The 16,451-nt window shown below is 63.0% G+C and carries 15 protein-coding genes and 2 tRNA genes; 12 read left to right on the top strand and 5 right to left on the bottom strand.

The annotated features are described in order from the left end of the window. Positions 1-122: 122 nt before the first annotated feature. Together pgsA and PSV33_RS16325 are read left to right on the top strand one after the other, a co-directional pair. On the top strand, positions 123-689 hold the full coding sequence (gene pgsA, locus PSV33_RS16330; RefSeq protein ID WP_293592334.1) for a CDP-diacylglycerol--glycerol-3-phosphate 3-phosphatidyltransferase: 567 nt from the start codon (positions 123-125) through the stop codon (positions 687-689). Further along, on the top strand, positions 686-1,594 hold the full coding sequence (locus PSV33_RS16325) for a DMT family transporter (protein WP_300563322.1): 909 nt from the start codon (positions 686-688) through the stop codon (positions 1,592-1,594). The genes pgsA and PSV33_RS16325 overlap by 4 nt, the downstream gene beginning before the upstream one ends. A gap of 12 nt (positions 1,595-1,606) precedes the next feature. On the opposite strand, the gene PSV33_RS16320 is transcribed toward PSV33_RS16325, so the two are convergent. After that, on the bottom strand, positions 1,607-2,560 hold the full coding sequence (locus tag PSV33_RS16320; protein ID WP_300563340.1) for a LysR family transcriptional regulator: 954 nt from the start codon (positions 2,558-2,560) through the stop codon (positions 1,607-1,609). A 74-nt stretch (positions 2,561-2,634) separates the two neighbouring features. Between PSV33_RS16320 and PSV33_RS16315 the strand changes: the two genes are divergently transcribed. The 6 genes from PSV33_RS16315 (at position 2,635) to PSV33_RS16290 (ending at position 7,411) form a co-directional block, all read left to right on the top strand. Further along, complete coding sequence (locus PSV33_RS16315; protein ID WP_300563321.1) at positions 2,635-3,513, top strand: alpha/beta fold hydrolase; 879 nt, start codon at positions 2,635-2,637, stop codon at positions 3,511-3,513. A gap of 17 nt (positions 3,514-3,530) precedes the next feature. Beyond that, on the top strand, positions 3,531-4,631 hold the full coding sequence (locus tag PSV33_RS16310) for a tartrate dehydrogenase (protein ID WP_300563320.1): 1,101 nt from the start codon (positions 3,531-3,533) through the stop codon (positions 4,629-4,631). A gap of 268 nt (positions 4,632-4,899) precedes the next feature. Next, positions 4,900-5,172, top strand: coding sequence for an HU family DNA-binding protein (locus PSV33_RS16305; protein ID WP_026779519.1), 273 nt, complete (start codon positions 4,900-4,902; stop codon positions 5,170-5,172). Positions 5,173-5,197: 25 nt separating this feature from the next. Next, positions 5,198-5,273, top strand: a tRNA-Val gene (locus PSV33_RS16300). 97 nt (positions 5,274-5,370) lie between these two features. Then, positions 5,371-7,281, top strand: a complete 1,911-nt coding sequence (locus PSV33_RS16295; protein WP_300563319.1) for a SurA N-terminal domain-containing protein — start codon at positions 5,371-5,373, stop codon at positions 7,279-7,281. Between the two features lie 54 nt (positions 7,282-7,335). Then, positions 7,336-7,411 (top strand) — tRNA-His (locus PSV33_RS16290). A 61-nt stretch (positions 7,412-7,472) separates the two neighbouring features. Here PSV33_RS16290 and PSV33_RS16285 read toward each other — a convergent pair. Together PSV33_RS16285 and PSV33_RS16280 are read right to left on the bottom strand one after the other, a co-directional pair. Then, entirely contained in the window at positions 7,473-7,913 is a 441-nt protein-coding gene (locus PSV33_RS16285) for a response regulator (protein ID WP_300563318.1), read from the bottom strand. Between the two features lie 129 nt (positions 7,914-8,042). Further along, a complete protein-coding gene (locus tag PSV33_RS16280; protein WP_300563317.1) occupies positions 8,043-9,017 on the bottom strand; it encodes an NADPH:quinone oxidoreductase family protein in 975 nt (324 codons plus the stop codon). Positions 9,018-9,122: 105 nt separating this feature from the next. On the opposite strand from PSV33_RS16280, the gene surE reads away from it, so the two are divergent. The 4 genes from surE to rlmD all read left to right on the top strand — a co-directional run bounded on the left by surE (position 9,123) and on the right by rlmD (position 13,674). Next, positions 9,123-9,929, top strand: a complete 807-nt coding sequence (gene surE / locus PSV33_RS16275) for a 5'/3'-nucleotidase SurE (RefSeq protein ID WP_300563316.1) — start codon at positions 9,123-9,125, stop codon at positions 9,927-9,929. Further along, on the top strand, positions 9,926-10,789 hold the full coding sequence (locus PSV33_RS16270; RefSeq protein ID WP_300563315.1) for a protein-L-isoaspartate(D-aspartate) O-methyltransferase: 864 nt from the start codon (positions 9,926-9,928) through the stop codon (positions 10,787-10,789). The genes surE and PSV33_RS16270 overlap by 4 nt, the downstream gene beginning before the upstream one ends. Positions 10,790-10,904: 115 nt before the next feature. Next, positions 10,905-11,804, top strand: coding sequence for a peptidoglycan DD-metalloendopeptidase family protein (locus PSV33_RS16265; RefSeq protein ID WP_300563339.1), 900 nt, complete (start codon positions 10,905-10,907; stop codon positions 11,802-11,804). 370 nt (positions 11,805-12,174) lie between these two features. Continuing rightward, on the top strand, positions 12,175-13,674 hold the full coding sequence (gene rlmD / locus PSV33_RS16260; protein WP_300563314.1) for a 23S rRNA (uracil(1939)-C(5))-methyltransferase RlmD: 1,500 nt from the start codon (positions 12,175-12,177) through the stop codon (positions 13,672-13,674). A 63-nt stretch (positions 13,675-13,737) separates the two neighbouring features. Here the strand turns inward: rlmD and nirK are convergent, their stop codons facing one another. Together nirK and PSV33_RS16250 are read right to left on the bottom strand one after the other, a co-directional pair. After that, positions 13,738-15,228 (bottom strand): copper-containing nitrite reductase, encoded by a 1,491-nt coding sequence (gene nirK / locus PSV33_RS16255; protein ID WP_300563313.1) that lies wholly within the window; start codon positions 15,226-15,228, stop codon positions 13,738-13,740. A 347-nt stretch (positions 15,229-15,575) separates the two neighbouring features. Beyond that, the gene (locus PSV33_RS16250) at positions 15,576-16,265 is read right to left on the bottom strand and encodes a Bax inhibitor-1/YccA family protein (protein WP_300563312.1); all 690 of its coding nucleotides are present in this window, start codon (positions 16,263-16,265) and stop codon (positions 15,576-15,578) included. Positions 16,266-16,451: the final 186 nt, after the last annotated feature.

Below are 16,451 nucleotides of genomic sequence, written 5' to 3'. Positions count from 1 at the left end.
GTTCATGGCCTGAGACGTATTTGCGCCACGAAGCGGTGTGAAAGTGGGTCAAAGCGGCGGTATTTGACGGGTGCTGACGGCGTGCATGTTCGGCCCGGCGCCGCGCATGTCAAAATCGGGCCATGTTCCTGACCATACCCACCGTGATGACCTGGACGCGCATTGTGGCGATTCCGCTGATCGTGGGCATTTTCTATCTCGACATGACGCCGGCCAGCCAGAACCTGATTGCCACCGTCATGTTCGTGGTGTTTGCTGCCACCGACTGGCTCGACGGCTTTCTGGCACGCAAACTCAACCAGACCTCGTCCTTCGGCGCCTTTCTCGATCCGGTAGCCGACAAATTTCTCGTGTGTGCCGCGTTGCTGGTGCTGGTGCATCTGCGGCGCGCCGATGTGTTTGTGGCGCTCATCATCATCGGGCGCGAGATCGCCATTTCCGCCCTGCGCGAGTGGATGGCGCTGATAGGTGCGACCAAAAGCGTGGCGGTGCACATGCTCGGCAAGATCAAGACCACGGTGCAGATGATCGCGATTCCCTTCCTGCTGTTTGACGGCATCCTGTTCGGCGTCATCAACACCAACGTCTGGGGTACCTGGCTGATCTGGCTGTCGGCCATCCTGACGGTCTGGTCCATGGCCTACTACCTGAAAAAAGCCATTCCCGAAATCCGCGCGCGCGCCAAATGAGTTCTCCCGGCTCGAACAGCGCCCTGATCCGGGCCATGCCTGCCGTTTTTGTGCTGATCTGGAGCACTGGCTTCATCGTCGCCAAATACGGCCTGCCTTATGCGCCGCCGCTGACCTTTCTGGCGATCCGCTACGTGTTGTCGCTGGCCTGCTTCCTGGTCTGGATCGCCATTGCACGAGTGGCCTGGCCTGCCAGCCGCTCGCAGTGGCTGCATCTCGGGGTCACCGGCATCCTGATTCACGCGGGTTACCTCGGCGGCGTCTGGTCGGCCATCAAGGGCGGCATGGGTTCGGGTCTGTCGGCACTGATCGTCGGCCTGCAGCCGGTGTTGACCGCGGTCTGGGTCTCGCGCATGGGCGACGGCAGCCAGAGCGACAACCGTGTCAGTGCACGCCAGTGGCTGGGCCTGGTGCTCGGGCTGGCCGGCCTGCTGCTGGTGGTTTCGCGCAAGTTTGGCGCGGGCAACGAGGCGACCGCCTACACCCTGGTTTGCGCTGTTTTTGCGCTGCTCAGCATCACCATCGGCACGCTGTACCAGAAGCGTTTTGTCCGGGCGGCCGATGTGCGCAGCGCCAACGCCATCCAGCTCGGCGCGGCGCTGCTGGTGACGCTGCCTTTTGCCTGGTTCGAGGCAGAGCCCGTGCTGCTGACCCCGGAGTTCCTGGGGGCGCTGGGCTGGTCGGTGCTCGCGCTCACGCTGGGCGGCAGCTCGCTGCTTTACATGCTGATCCAGCGCGGTGCGGCCACGGCCGTGACCAGCCTGCTGTACCTGGTGCCGCCCACCACCGCACTGATGGCCTGGTTGCTGTTTGGCGAGTCCATCACGGTGGTCACCGTGCTGGGGACGGCGCTGACAGCACTCGGGGTCTGGCTGGTGGTGCGCAACGGCATGCGTGCCGCCTGAGGTCCTTCGGAATCAGGCGGGCAGCCGCCAGGGCTCGTGCCTGAATTTTTCTGCCAGGCAGTCAATCAGCAAACGTACCCGCTTCGGTGTCTGCGGCCGGAAGGGCGCCAGCCACTGGATGTCGGCGTCCAGCATGGCGTACTGCGGCAACAGCCGCACCAGCTTGCCCGAGTCGAGCTGCGCCTGCACGTCCCACAGGCTGCGCAGCATCACGCCGCGTCCCTGCAGACACCAGTCGCGTACCAGCTCGCCCGAGTTGGATGACAGCTTGCCCTGCACGCGAACCCGCTGATCGGCGGGGGCCTCTGCTGTAGTGCCGGATTTTCTGCGCGCGCCGCGCAAGGCCTGCAGGTGCCAGGTGTCGAACTGGCGATCGTTCTCCCGCGCGATCAGGCAGTTGTGCTGCGCCAGTTCCGCCGGCGTGGCGGGTTGGCCGTGCTGGCGGACATAGGCCGGCGCCGCCACCACCACGCGCTGGTTGCCGGCCAGCTTGCGTACCGTCCACTCGCTCGCGCGTTGCGGCCGGGGTGACCAGAGCCAGACGGCACCGTCAAAACCTTCCGCCGCCAGATCGGGCAGCTGTTCATAAAGCTGCAGCTGGATCTGGATGGCCGGGTGCCTGGCCTGGAATTCGGCCAGCACTGGTCCCAGCCAGAGGCGGCCGAAGCCGAAGGTCGCCGCCAGCCGGATCAGGCCAGAGGCTTCCGACTTTCGCTCCTGCAGGGACTGCTCCAGCGCATCGAACTGCGCCAGCATCAGGCGCGCACGTTCGCACAGCAATTCGCCGTCGAGGGTGGGGGCCACCCGCCGGGTGCTGCGCTGGAACAGCAGCAGACCGAGTTCGGCCTCCAGCTGGGCCAGGCGCTTGGTCACGGCAGAAGGCGCCATCTGCAATGCCTCGGCGGTGGCCACGAGGCTGCCATGCTGTTGAATAGCGACCACCAGGGCCAGGTCGGCACGTTCCATCATTTCCAATTTAAGAATAATCAATTCTCTTATTATTTCTTGATTCAAGGGAGACTGGCAATCACAATCGCTGCATGTTTGAAGCCTTCGAGACCTTTGAAACCAGCCGCGGGGAGCTCAGGCTGCATGGCCGCAAGGGCGGGCAGGGCGCGCCGCTGTTGCTCCTGCATGGCCATCCGCAAACCCACGTGATGTGGCACGCGGTGGCCCCCGCGCTGGCCAGGCACTTCACCGTGGTCATGATGGACTTGCGCGGCTACGGTGATTCCGGCCGGCCGGCGGCCGACCCCGGGCACCTGGCTTATTCAAAGCGCGACATGGCGCGCGACGCGCTGGCGGTCATGCGGCACCACGGCTTCGACACTTTCCAGGTGCTGGCACACGACCGCGGTGCGCGCGTGGCGCACCGGCTGGCCGCCGATCACCCCGCGGCCGTGCAGCGCCTGATGCTGCTCGACATCGCGCCCACCCTGGCCGTGTATGAGAACACCTCGGAGGCTTTTGCGCGTGCCTACTGGCACTGGTTCTTCCTGATCCAGCCGCCGCCCCTGCCCGAAGCCCTGATTGAATCCGATCCGGTACGTTACTTGCGCAGCGTGATGGGTAAACGCCATGCGGGACTTGAGGCATTTGCGCCGGCCGCGCTCGCCGAGTACGAGCGCTGTATCCAGATTCCCGGCACGGCAGAGAGCATTTGCGAGGACTACCGCGCGTCAGCCACGGTGGACCTGGTGCACGACCGTGCCGATGTGGCCGCGGCAAAGCGGCTGATGCAGCCTTTGCATGTACTCTGGGGCGAGCACGGGGCGGTTGGCCAGTGTTTCGACGTGCTGCGCCTCTGGCGTGAACGGGCTGTTGACGTCTCGGGCCTGAGCCTGCCCTGTGGGCATTACATTGCGGAAGAGGCGCCGGCACTGCTGCTGGCGCAGGCCCTGAATTTTTTCAAACCCTGAAATCAAGGAAGACAAACATGAGCAAGACCACCGGAAAGAAAAGAATCGCAGTCATCGCCGGCGACGGCATCGGCAAGGAAGTGATGCCTGAAGGCATCCGCGTGATGGAGGCCGCTGCGGTCAAGTTCGGCATCGACCTGCAGTTCGACCATTTCGATTTTTCCAGCTGGGACTACTTCGAGAAACACGGCAAGATGCTGCCCGACGACTGGAAAGACCAGATCGGCGGACACGATGCGATTTATTTCGGCGCCGTGGGCTGGCCCGACAAGATTGCCGACCACGTGTCGCTCTGGGGTTCGCTGCTGCTGTTCCGCCGCGAGTTTGACCAGTACATCAACCTGCGGCCCGCGCGACTGATGCCCGGCATCATCGCGCCCGTGGTGCGGCGCGATGGTTCGGCGCGTGCCCCTGGTGAAATTGATTTTTACATCGTGCGCGAAAACACCGAGGGCGAGTACTCGAGCATAGGCGGCAAGGCCTTCCCTGGAACGGACCGCGAGTTCGTGTTGCAGGAGTCGGTGTTCACGCGCATCGGCGTGGACCGCGTGCTCAAGTTCGCTTTCGAGCTGGCGCAATCGCGTCCTAAGAAACATCTGACAAGCGCGACCAAGTCCAACGGCATCTCCATTTCGATGCCTTACTGGGATGAACGTGTCGTCGAGATGGCCAAGGGTTACCCGGGCATCAAGCTCGACAAGTTTCACATCGACATCCTGACCGCGCATTTTGTCCAGCGTCCGGACTTCTTCGATGTGGTGGTGGCCAGCAATCTGTTCGGCGACATCCTGAGCGACCTGGGTCCGGCCTGCACCGGCACCATCGGCATCGCCCCCAGCGCCAACCTCAATCCCGAGCGGAAGTTTCCTTCACTGTTCGAACCGGTGCACGGTTCGGCGCCGGACATTGCGGGCCGCGCCATCGCGAACCCGATCGGGCAAATCTGGTGCGGCGCGATGATGCTGGAATTTCTCGGGCACAAGGATGCGCATGACGCGGTGCTTGCCGCGATTGAAAAAGTCCTGGCTCCCCACAGTGGTGCGCCTCGCACCCCCGATCTGGGAGGCACCGCCAGCACGGCCGACGTGGGCAAAGCCATTGCGGCGGCGCTTGCCTGAAAACGTGCTGTTCAGTCTGCGGGAGGCCATCCCTGAAATACAGGGTGTGCTTACGAATAGGGCCTGAAAGCGTGAAAAATAAGGCTAGAATCCGCCACCGCACGTTGTAAAAATCTGATGTTGTATTGACACGATGGGAGTCCATGGCTCTAATTGGAATCAGCAGACGATCTGCACATGCCGCCTCCCGCTGCCATCTTTGTGACAGGTGTCCAGGGGAGATATTCAAGAGACAACCAGATTAACTTTCAACAACGAGGGGCTCCTTGTGAACAAGACTGAACTGATCGAGCACATTGCCAAGAACGCTGACATTTCCAAAGCTGCCGCAACGCGCGCGCTGGAGTCAACCATTGGCGCTGTCAAGTCAACCCTGAAAAAAGGAGGCTCCGTGTCTCTGGTGGGTTTTGGCACCTTTGCAGTGGGCAAACGTGCTGCCCGTACCGGCCGCAACCCGCGCACCGGCGATGCGATTAAAATCAAGGCAGCCAAGGTGCCCAAGTTCCGTCCAGGCAAAGCGCTCAAGGACGCACTGAACTGATGGGCATGAAGTAAAAGTTGAGGTGGGGTGCTTAGCTCAGTTGGTAGAGCAGCGCCCTTACACGGCGTAGGTCGGCGGTTCGAGCCCGTCAGCACCCACCACCGACTGGACAAAAAGGCGAACAGATGTTCGCCTTTTTCATTGATGGCTTCACGCAAGTTTTAAATGGCCGATTGACAGCCGCACAGGAAATTCGAGATGTTTGATTTCATTCGCAAGCACACCAAGGTCACGATGGCGTTGCTGTTTTTGCTGATTGTTCCGTCCTTCATATTGGTCGGCATGAACAACAACGGCCCCACCGCTGGTGGCGGCGGGGTTGTAGCCGTGGTCGACGGCAAGGACATCACTCAGCCCGAATGGGATGCTGCGCACCAGAACGAAGTGAGCCGCCTCAGCGCATCGATGCCGACGCTCGATGTCAAGTTGCTGGACACGCCGCAAGCGCGTTATGGCACGCTGGAGCGCCTGGTGCGTGACCGTGTGCTGGCGGCCGCAGCGGCCAGGAGCGGCCTGGTGGTTGCGGACCAGAAGTTGCAGCGACTGTATGCCGAGGACAAGGCCATCGCCGCATTCAGGCTGCCTGACGGCAAGTTTGACCGCGCGGGTTTCATTGCACAAACAGGCATGGCACCGGAGCAGTACGAAGCCGGCCTGCGCGCGGACCTGGCCTCCAGGCAGGTCTTGCTGGGTGTCTCCGGTACAGGCTTCGCCTCCAAGGCCGTGGCGGACGTTTCGCTCAACGCCTTTTTCGAGAAGCGCGAAGCACAGGTGGCGCGTTTCAACACGGCGGACTATGCCGCCAGGGTCAACCCCAGCGATGCGGACCTGGAGCAGTTCTACAAGGACAACCAGGCCCTGTTCCAGGCGCCTGAAGAAGCCAGCATTGAATACGTGGTGCTGGATCTGGAGGCGGTCAAAAAAGGCATCACAGTCAACGAAGCCGACCTGAAGACCTATTTCGAACAGAACGCACCGCAACTCGCGGGCAATGAAGAGCGCCGCGCCAGCCACATCCTGATCGAAGCACCGGCCTCCGCACCCGCTGCCGACCGCGAAAAAGCAAAAGCGAAAGCCGAGCAGCTGCTGGCGGCCGCCAGGAAAGCGCCGGACTCGTTTGCCGAGCTGGCCCGCAAGAACTCGCAGGACACCGGTTCTGCCCCGGCCGGCGGCGACCTGGACTTCTTTGCACGCAATGCCATGGTCAAGCCTTTCGCCGACGCCGCGTTTGCAATGAAGAAGGGCGACATCAGTGACGTGGTGGAAACCGAGTTCGGCTACCACATCATCAAGCTGACGGACATCAAGGTGCCCAAGCAGAAGACCTTTGACGAGATGAAGCCCGCTCTGGAGGCAGAACTCAAGCAGCAACAGGCACAGAAGAAATTTGCCGAGACGGCGGAAACCTTCAGCAACGCGGTGTACGAACAGTCCGACACCCTGCGCCCGATTGCCGAACGGCTCAAGCTCGAGGTCAAGACGGCTGCGAAGCTGACGCGTGTCCCCGTGGCTGGCGCCAGCGGCGTGCTGGCCAATCCGAAATTCCTGGCGGCGCTGTTCTCTCCCGATTCGGTGGAAAAAAAGCGCAACACCGAAGCCCTCGAAGCGGGCCCCAGCCAGCTGGTGGCCGGGCGGATCACCCAGTACACACCGGCCCGGACGCTGCCGCTCGCAGAAGTCAAAGACCGGGTGCGTGCCCGCCTGCAGCAGCAGCGCGGCGCGGAGATGGCCCGCAAGGATGGTGCCGAGAAGCTCGCGGCCTGGAAAGCCAGTCCGGCAGCCGCCACTTTCCCGGCGGCAGTGGTCATCTCGCGCGACCAGACGCAACAGTTGCCCACGTCGGTTGTCAGCGCCGCATTGAGCGCAGACGCGGGCGCCGGGCCCACGCTGGTGGGCGTGGACCTGGGCGCGCAGGGTTACGCCATCGTCCGTGTACTAAAGGTGCTCCCGCGCCCGGCACAGGCCGCCGACGTTGCCCAGCAGGACCAGGCCCAATACACCCAGTGGTGGACCTCGGCGGAAAGCCTCGCGTACTACAACATCCTGAAAGAGCGCTTCAAGGCCGACATCAAGGTGGCCAGGCCTGCCGAGCAGAAGGCCGGCGCTTAAAGCAGCGGGTGCGGCGCATAAGGCGCGCAGTTCCCGCTATAATGTGAGGCTTCGGTGGCTGTAGCTCAGTTGGTAGAGTCCAGGATTGTGATTCCTGTTGTCGTGGGTTCGAGCCCCATCAGCCACCCCAGTATTTCAAGAAAAAAGCCCCTGCAAAGGGGCTTTTTCTTTGGGCAAAACACAAACGTGGCTCAGGCGCTCAAGGGGGCGAGACCGGACAGGCGCCAGTATTCCCTGATTTCCTCCAGCCTGGCTTCGAAGTCGCGAATATCGAGCGGCTTGCTGACGTAGCTGTTGAGCCCGCCTTTCAGGGCCAGGATGGCGTCCGACTGCTCGCTCGCAGAGGTCAGCATGATCACAGGCACAAAAAACGTACGGGGATCATCACGCATGCGCTGCAGCACTTGCAGGCCGTTCATCTTGGGCAGCCCGAGGTCGAGCATGACGAGTTCGGGCTGTTCGTCAGCGTTGCGGTCGCTGTAGAGGCCCTGGCAGAACAGGTAGTCCAGTGCTTCCAGACCATCACGGGCCACCACGATATCGTGGGGCACGCCGTTTTGCTCGAGGATGGTCAGGGTCAATTCAAGGTGATCTGGATTGTCTTCCACCACCAGCATGGTTGGTGTGCCCATTGTTGTCCTCCATTGCCAAGGAAAGATCAATATACCCCCAAAGTATGTCGCGGTGCCGAATGTTCTGGGGCGATTGCTGCGCAAAAGTACCTAGTTCCGGGCACCCGCGGCGATTTGGCGGGCTGCTACTCAGTTGACCATCACCAGTTTGCCCTTGACACCGCGCGAGCCCATGTGGGCGTACGCGGCCTTGAGTTCGGCCATGGGCATGGTGCGGTCGATGACAGGCTTGATCTTGCCTTGCGCGTACCACTGCGCCAGTTCGGCCATGGCGGCGGCGCTGGCCTTGGGCTCGTTTTTCGCAAAGCCGCCCCAGAACACGCCGACGATGGACGCGCCCTTGAGCAGGGTCAGGTTCAGTGGCAACGAGGGGATGGGGCCGGAAGCAAAGCCCACCACCAGGTAGCGACCGCGCCAGGCGATGGAGCGGAAAGCCGGCTCTGCAAAATCACCACCCACGGGATCGTAAATCACGTCGGGGCCCTTGCCGTCGGTGAGGGTCTTGATGGCCTCGCGCAGGTTTTCGGTGCTGTAGTTGATGGTGGCGTCGGCGCCTATGGATGTGCACAGCGCACATTTTTCGTCGGTGGAGGCGGCTGCGATCACTTTGGCACCCATGGCCTTGGCGATCTGGATGGCCGAGGTGCCGACGCCGCCGGCCGCGCCCAGCACCAGCACGGTTTCGCCGGCCTTGAGCTGCGCGCGATCCACCAGCGCGTGGTGCGAGGTGGCGTAAATCATGATGAAGGCAGCGGCATCGACATACGGAAAACCGTCCGGCAGCGGCATGCACAGGGCCGCCGGTGCGATGGTGTGGGTGGCAAAACCGCCGGTGCCCGACAGGCAGGCGACGTTCTGGCCGACCTTCAGGTGTTTGACGCCTTCGCCGACCGCCTGCACGATGCCGGCGTACTCAGAGCCCGGCACAAAAGGCAGTGGGGGTTTCATCTGGTACTTGTTCTGCACGATCAGCAGGTCGGGGAAATTCAGGCTGGCGGCCTTGATTTCTATCAGCACCTCGCCGGCCTTGGGTGCGGGGGTGGGCAATTCTTTCCAGGTCAGGGCGTCAACGCCGGTGGGGTTTTCACAAAGCCAGGCATGCATGAGGGTCTCCATTGAAATCAGATAGACACATCATAGGGATGTTGGAAAGCTGAATAAGCGCACCGGTACTCGGGTTTGTCACCCGTGAGACCTTAAAATCGGGCCATGAAAATCCTGATCTGCAACGACGACGGCTACCAGGCCTCCGGCATCATCGCCCTGTACGAGGCCCTGAAAGACATTGCCGACGTGGAGGTTGTTGCCCCCGAGCAGAACAACAGCGCCAAATCGAACGCACTGACCCTGCATTCGCCGATGTACGTGCAGACGGCGGCCAACGGTTTTCGCTACATCAACGGCACGCCCGCCGACTGTGTGCACATTGCGCTGACCGGGCTGCTGGGCTACCGCCCAGACCTGGTGGTCTCGGGCATCAACAACGGCGCCAACATGGGGGACGACACGATTTATTCGGGCACCGTGGGCGCCGCCATGGAGGGTTATCTGTTCGGCATTCCCTCGATTGCGTTTTCACAGACCGAGAAAGGCTGGGCCCACATCGACGTGGCCGGGCGGCGCGCGCGCGACCTGGTGCAGCAACTGATTCCCTCGCTCGAAAAAATTGCCGACGGTGGCTTGCCGACGCTGGCGCCCTGGCTGCTCAATGTGAACATTCCCAACCTGCCCGATGAGCAGCTCAAGGGCTACAAGGTCTGCCGCCTGGGGCGACGCCATGCGGCGGAGCGCGTCATCACGCAGACCAGCCCGCGCGGCGAAACCATGTACTGGATAGGCGGTGCGGGGCCAGCCAAGGAAGAGGGCGAGGGCACGGACTTTTTCGCGACCAAACACGGCTTCGTCGCCATCACGCCGCTGCAGGTGGACCTCACCGACCACGAACGCCTGCCGTACTGGGCCCAGACCGCCGCCCAGCTCACACAGGGCCAGGCCGCCGCACCGGTCGTCGCATGAAGCCGCCCCTCAAGCCGAACTTGACCTCGCCGGCTCCAGCCAACGCCGCCCCGGCCCGGCGGCCGGGTTTTCCGGTTCGGCTGGAACCCGCGGCAGGCACGCCATCTGCTACAAAAAGTGTAGCTGGCCGCGCCCATCCAGAAAGGGATACAGGCATTTTTGATCTTAAAGTGCCAGCCAGGACGGCGTCCGCCCCAAGTGGCGTTGGCCTGGACTCCAGGGCGGTACGGGCGCGCATGGTCAGCAAGCTGGCGGCGCAGGGCATCTCGGACGCCCAGGTGCTCGCTGCCATGGGCCATGTCGAGCGCCACCGGTTTGTCGACACGGCGCTGGTCAACCAGGCCTATGAAGACACCAGCTTGCCGATCGGGCTGGGCCAGACGATTTCCAAGCCCAATGTGGTGGCCCGCATGCTGGAGCTGCTGCGCCAGGGGGCCGGCAGCCCGGCAGGCAAGCTGGGTCGTGTGCTGGAAATCGGCACCGGTTGCGGTTACCAGGCCGCGCTGCTGGGCCAGCTCGCCAGCGAGGTCTACAGCATCGAGCGCCTGCGCGGGCTGCACGACAAGGCGCGCGAGAATCTGCGCGCTTTCCGCCTGGCCAATGTGCACCTGCTGTTTGGCGACGGCATGGTGGGTTATGCCAGGGGCGCGCCTTACGCGGCCATCATTGCAGCCGCCGGCGGCGAGGCGATTCCGCCGGCCTGGATCGAGCAGCTCGCGGTCGGTGGTCGTCTGGTGGCGCCCATGCATGTGGCAGGTGGTGCCCAGGCCTTGGTGGTGCTTGACCGGACCCCACAGGGTGTTACACAGACCGTTCTTGAGGCCGTGCACTTTGTACCTCTAAAATCAGGAACCAGCTGAGCGGGCATGAACCCGGGTGCGTGCATGGTGCCTCCCGGCGCCAGGAACGCAGAATAAACAGACAGCTTTGTAGAACAGGGTGAATCAAGCAATGAACGAACAAGCCGGATCGGCCATGACAGCGTCTTTTTACACCGCTCCTGACGGCCGTCCCGGCGGCCAGCGTGCGGGCCGCCTGCTGACGACCTGTTTTCTGGCCGCCGCGGTGCTGCTGCTGTCTGCCTGCGGCACGCGCAGCCTGGGTCGCGCGCCGGTGGAGGACCGCGGCGCCGGCATGGGGCGTGCCCCGGTGGGTGCCGTCGATACCGCGGGCGTCAAACCGCTTCCGGGGGCGGAAAATGCCGGCAAACCCGGCTATTACACCGTCAAGCCCGGCGACACCCTGATCCGCATCGGGCTGGACACCGGCCAGAACTGGCGCGACATCGGGCGCTGGAGCAATCTTGAAAACCCCAACCTGATCGAAGTCGGCCAGGTGTTGCGTGTGGCGCCGCCGGTGGAAACCTCCGTGGCCGTGTCGCGGCCCGTGACGTCCGGCTCAGTCACGCCGCTTCCGCCGACACCCGCCGGCAGCGCCCCGGCCCCGGTGACTGCCAGCGCCAGCGCCGCCAAACCTGCGGCATCGGCCTCCACGCCGGGCGCCGAGGACGATCTCGCCTGGATCTGGCCGGCGCAGGGCCAGGTGCTGGCGGGTTTTGACGAAGCCAAGAACAAGGGCGTGGACATTGCTGGCAAGACCGGCGACCCGGTGATCGCGTCCGCCGACGGCCGCGTGGTGTACGCCGGCGCCGGCCTGCGTGGTTACGGCAACCTGATCATCCTCAAGCACAACAACACCTTCCTGACCGCCTACGCTCACAACCACACGCTGCTGGTCAAGGAAGACCAGTCGGTGCGCAAGGGCCAGAAGATTGCCGAAATGGGCGCCAGCGACACCGACCGCGTGAAACTGCATTTTGAAATCCGCAAACAAGGCAAGCCGGTGGACCCGGCCAGGTTCCTGCCGGCCAAATAATCGGGCCGCCGCCGCGATATCCCCAGGGAGCCCTGCAGTGCAGGGCTCCCTTTTTTTTTCTTGCCACTGCGTCCGGGGCCAACCCGAAGTCCCGTGGTTGAATTTCATCAGGGTCATGCATCAAATCGGCTCTCTGCCCTTGCAGGATGGGCGCAAGCAGCTATCAATCTGGTAGCGACCCGGCGCGCTGCATGGCCCCGTCGTCGCTGCGCCCGTGGAACTGCCGCCGGTCGATGCCGTGGTCAAAAGCACCGGCTGGCCCGGCCGGGGCATGCGGGCGTCGCCGCCTGCGCCTGTCCTGAAGCCGAAGCCAAGCCTTTCATTGCGTTTGGCGGCTTCTTGCGGCTGTACCGGCCTGAGACAATGGGGCATGTCCAGAAGAAAACACCATCAGCCGCAACATCCGCCCGCACCCGCACAGACCGACTACCCGCCCGATCTGCTCACCATCGAGTCGCTCGACATCGAAGCCCAGGGCATTGCGCACCGGGACGACGGCAAGGTGGTGTTCATCGAAGGCGCCTTGCCCTTCGAGACCGTCAGCGCCAGCGTCTACCGCAAGAAACCGAGTTTTGAAAAAGCCACGCTGATGGCAGTGCTGCGTGAGTCCTCGCAGCGGGTACGGCCGCAGTGCCCGCATTTCGGCCTGCACACCGGCGCCTGCGGCGGCTGCAAGATGCAGCATCTGCATGTGGGTGCCCAGGTGGCCGTCAAGCAGCGGGTGCTGGAAGACAACCTCTGGCACATCGGCAAACTCAAGGCCGGCAACATCTTGAGGCCGATTGAAGGGCCGGCCTGGAATTACCGCTACCGCGCCAGGCTGTCGGTGCGTTATGTGCGGAAAAAGGGCGAGGTGCTGGTGGGTTTTCACGAGCGCAAAAGCGGCTATGTCGCCGACATGCGCGAGTGCCACGTGTTGCCCCGGCATGTCAGCGACCTGCTGCTGCCATTGCGCGCACTGATCGCCAGCATGGACGCGAAGGAAACCCTGCCGCAGATCGAGCTGGCCTGCGGCGACACGGTCACGGCCATGGTGCTGCGCCACATGGAGCCGCTGTCGGGCGGTGACGTGGAGAAGCTGCGTGCCTTTGCGCTGGCCCATCCCGGCCTGCAGTGGTGGCTGCAGCCCGGCGGGCTGGAGACGGTCAAGCTGCTCGATGAAATGACTGATCCGGCGCAGCAACTGGCCTACGGCCTGCCCGACTACGGCATCACCATGCCCTTCAAGCCGACCGACTTCACCCAGGTCAACCCGCATATCAACCAGGTGCTGGTGTCGCGCGCCTTGCGTCTGCTGGGCGTGCAGGCGCACGAGCGCGTGATCGACTGGTTTTGCGGGCTCGGCAATTTCACCCTGCCGCTGGCGACCCAGGCGCGCGAGGTGCTGGGCATCGAGGGCAGCGAGGTGCTGGTTGCCCGTTCGCGCGAAAATTATGAGTCAAACAAGGCCTCGGCCCAGAAGGGGCGGGCGCTGGCAGCTACCAAATTTGTAGCGCGTAACCTGTTCGAGATGACGCCCGGCATGCTCGTGAAGGACGGCGCCGCCGACAAGTGGCTGGTTGACCCGCCGCGCGAAGGCGCATTCGAGCTGTTCAAGGCCTTGGCTGCGCTGCACCAGCAGATCGTCACCGGCGTGCCTTGTGACGACGCCGGTGGACAGCAAAATCTGCAGATCGGCAACTGGACACCGCCGCAGCGCATCGTGTATGTCAGCTGCAACCCGGCAACGCTGGCGCGTGATGCGGGCGTGCTGGTCAATGATGCCGGTTACCGCTGCACAACGGCCGGCGTGGTCAACATGTTTCCGCACACCGCGCATGTGGAATCGATGGCCGTTTTCGAGCGGCTGCCGGTCGGCGCCGGGCACTGAAAACGTCAAAAAGGCTGCCCGCCATGACAGCGGACAGCCCGGGGCAGGCCCTTGGCCGGCCACTCAGTGGGTGGCAGCCGCCTTGCCTGGCGTGTGTGCCTTGTAGATGCCTGCATCGGCGGCACCGGCGACTTCCAGCGTGCCGACCAGCCCCTTGCCGGCCCGGGACAGGGCGTGGTCCACCAGCAGGTAGCTGCCGGGGTAGTCCACCTTGAACTCGACGATGGTGGCACCACCCGGCGCAACCAGCGTGGTCTGCACGTCACGCTTGACCGAGCTGACAGAGCCTTCGCTGTAGACCTTGTCGAAAATCTCGCCGATCACGTGGAAAGACGAAATCTTGTTCGGGCCGCCCACACCAAAGAAGATGCGCACGGTCTCGCCCACATTGGCGGTGAGCTTGTGCTCCCTGGTCAGCGAACCCACCGCGCCGTTGAAGACGTAATAGTCAGGCAGCTCGGCCGCCATCTTGTCCAGGTCGAACTCCTGGTGCGTTTTGGCTCCGTGTGGCCGCGTGGTGTACATGTCGCCCTGCATCACGTAGTACTCGCGGTCCACCTTGGCCAAGCCACCTTCGGGCTCGACCAGAATCATGCCGTACATGCCGGCCGAGATGTGCTGCGGCACCAGTGGCGTGGCGCAGTGGTACACAAACAGCCCCGCGTTCAGCGCCTTGAAGGTGATGGTTTTTTCCTGGCCGGGGCCGACCTGGGTGTGTTCGCCGCCACCGTGGCCGCCGGTCACCGCGTGCAGGTCAATGGAATGGATCATCTTGCTGTCGCGTGCGTTGGCCAGGGTCAGCTCGATGGTGTCGCCGATGCGGGCGCGCAGCATGGGACCAGGCACCTTGCGGTCAAAGGTCCAGTAGGTGAAGCTGGTGCCGTCGTCAAGCTTGCCGGTCAGCTCCACGGTTTCCAGGCGGTACTTCAGGTGCTGCGGGGCACGTGCGCCTATGGGGGTGGGCACGGCCGCCGGATCCATCGCCACGCTCACGGCGGCCGCATCGGCGGGCCGCACGGCGGGCGCGGTGTACAGCTCGGCGCCGGGCCCACCGCTCATCTTCGCTGCGGCCTTTGGGGCCGCCCCGGCGATGCTGGTGCCAGCCACCTCAAACACGCCTTCCATGCCGATCTGGCGGTGGCCCGCGATGGTGCAGTAGTAGGCAAATTTACCGGCTTGCGTGACGGTGAAACGCAGGGTGGTGGGGCCGCTGGCGGCATCGAATTTCTGCGACTGGACCTTCAGGTCCGGAATGGCGATGTCGTGCTGTGCGCCTTCGCCGCTTTTGAGGTGGATCTCCACCGTGTCGCCCACATTGGCGCGCAGCAGCGGGTTGGCCTGGCCGCGGTCGTCGATGAACACCATCTTGCCGTTGACGATGCCGGTTTCAAGCGTGTACTTCCTGACGGCGCCCTTGGCCTGCTCAGTGGCCGGAGTGGGCGATGCACCGCTCGGGGTCGCTGCGACCGGTGCCGAAGCGGCGCCCAGACTGGCCAGCGCGAGGGCGGCAGCCAGGGCCAGGAGTGAAAAATTCCTTGAATGAGGGGTACGCATACAAACAACCTTCTTTCTACTTTGAAGGCATCCGGATCTCTGTTGTCCGGGTGCCTGTATGCAGTGTAGTTAGAAGATGGATTTAATGTGCACCTTTATAAGGGTTAACGCTAACCTTGTTGATCCAGCGCAAGCTGGCCTGTCCGACGATTTCAAGTCAAAACCAGCTCTACCCCTTTTGGAGTATGGAAAGTTTGCTATCGAATAAATAGCTTTTGAAAGCACCCTGATTTGTGGGGTTCCGGACTTGCTGCCAGGACGCTGGCCGTGTGCGTGGAATTGCCCGGGCGCGACGGCCCATGAAAAAAGGGCCCGAAGGCCCTTTTTTTCAATGGGGACAGGCAGGCTCAATCGCGCTCGCCGCCCATGATGCCCAGCAGGGCCAGCAGCGCCTGGAACACGTTGAACAGGTCCAGGTACAGGGCCAGTGTGGCGCTGATGTAGTTGGTCTCGCCGCCATCGAGGATCTGCTTGAGGTCATACAGCATGTAGGCGCTGAAGATACCGATCACGGCGACCGAGATCGCCATCATGCCGGCGGTGGAGCCGACAAACACATTGATGATGGCACCCACCATCACGACCAGGGCGCCGACAAACAGCCATTTGCCCATGCCCGAGATGTCGCGCTTGATGACGCTGGCCAGGGTGGCCATGACAAAAAACACGCCGGCGGTGCCGCCCATGGCGGTCATGATCAGCTCGCTGCCGTTCTTGAAGCCGAGAATCATGCCGATCATGCGCGAGAGCATCAGGCCCATGAAGAAGGTAAAGGCCAGCAGCACCGGCACGCCGGCGGCAGAGTTCTTGGTCTTTTCAATGGCGTACATGAAGCCGAAGGCGCCACCGAGGAAAACGACCAGGCCCAGCCCGCCGCTCAGGGCGGCGGTGATGCCCGTGGCCACGCCCACCCAGGCGCCCAGCACCGTCGGCAGCAGGCTCAGTGCCAGCAGCCAGTAAGTGTTGCGCAGAACCCGGTTGCGTTGCTCGGCAGAGCCAACGTAGCCATGGTCCAGGGTTTGAACATTGTCATTCATAGGGTCTTCTCCAGTAGAGGCCTGCATATGCGGGCAGTTTCATTTTAGGGGACAGCGGCGGTTTTCAAGGATTAACCCTGTGGACTGCCTACTATTTGTCAGGGTTCTATAAGTTTTCAGGTTGGCAATAGGACCCGGAACTGCCCGCAAAGTTGCGTATGCTTGACGTTTTACCCAAACAGAACC

Origin of the sequence: Polaromonas sp., from assembly GCF_029945895.1 — a bacterium.
Lineage (GTDB): Bacteria > Pseudomonadota > Gammaproteobacteria > Burkholderiales > Burkholderiaceae_C > Polaromonas.
The sequence above is the reverse complement of the archived record's forward strand: the minus strand, read 5'-3'. Positions and strand labels throughout refer to the sequence as shown.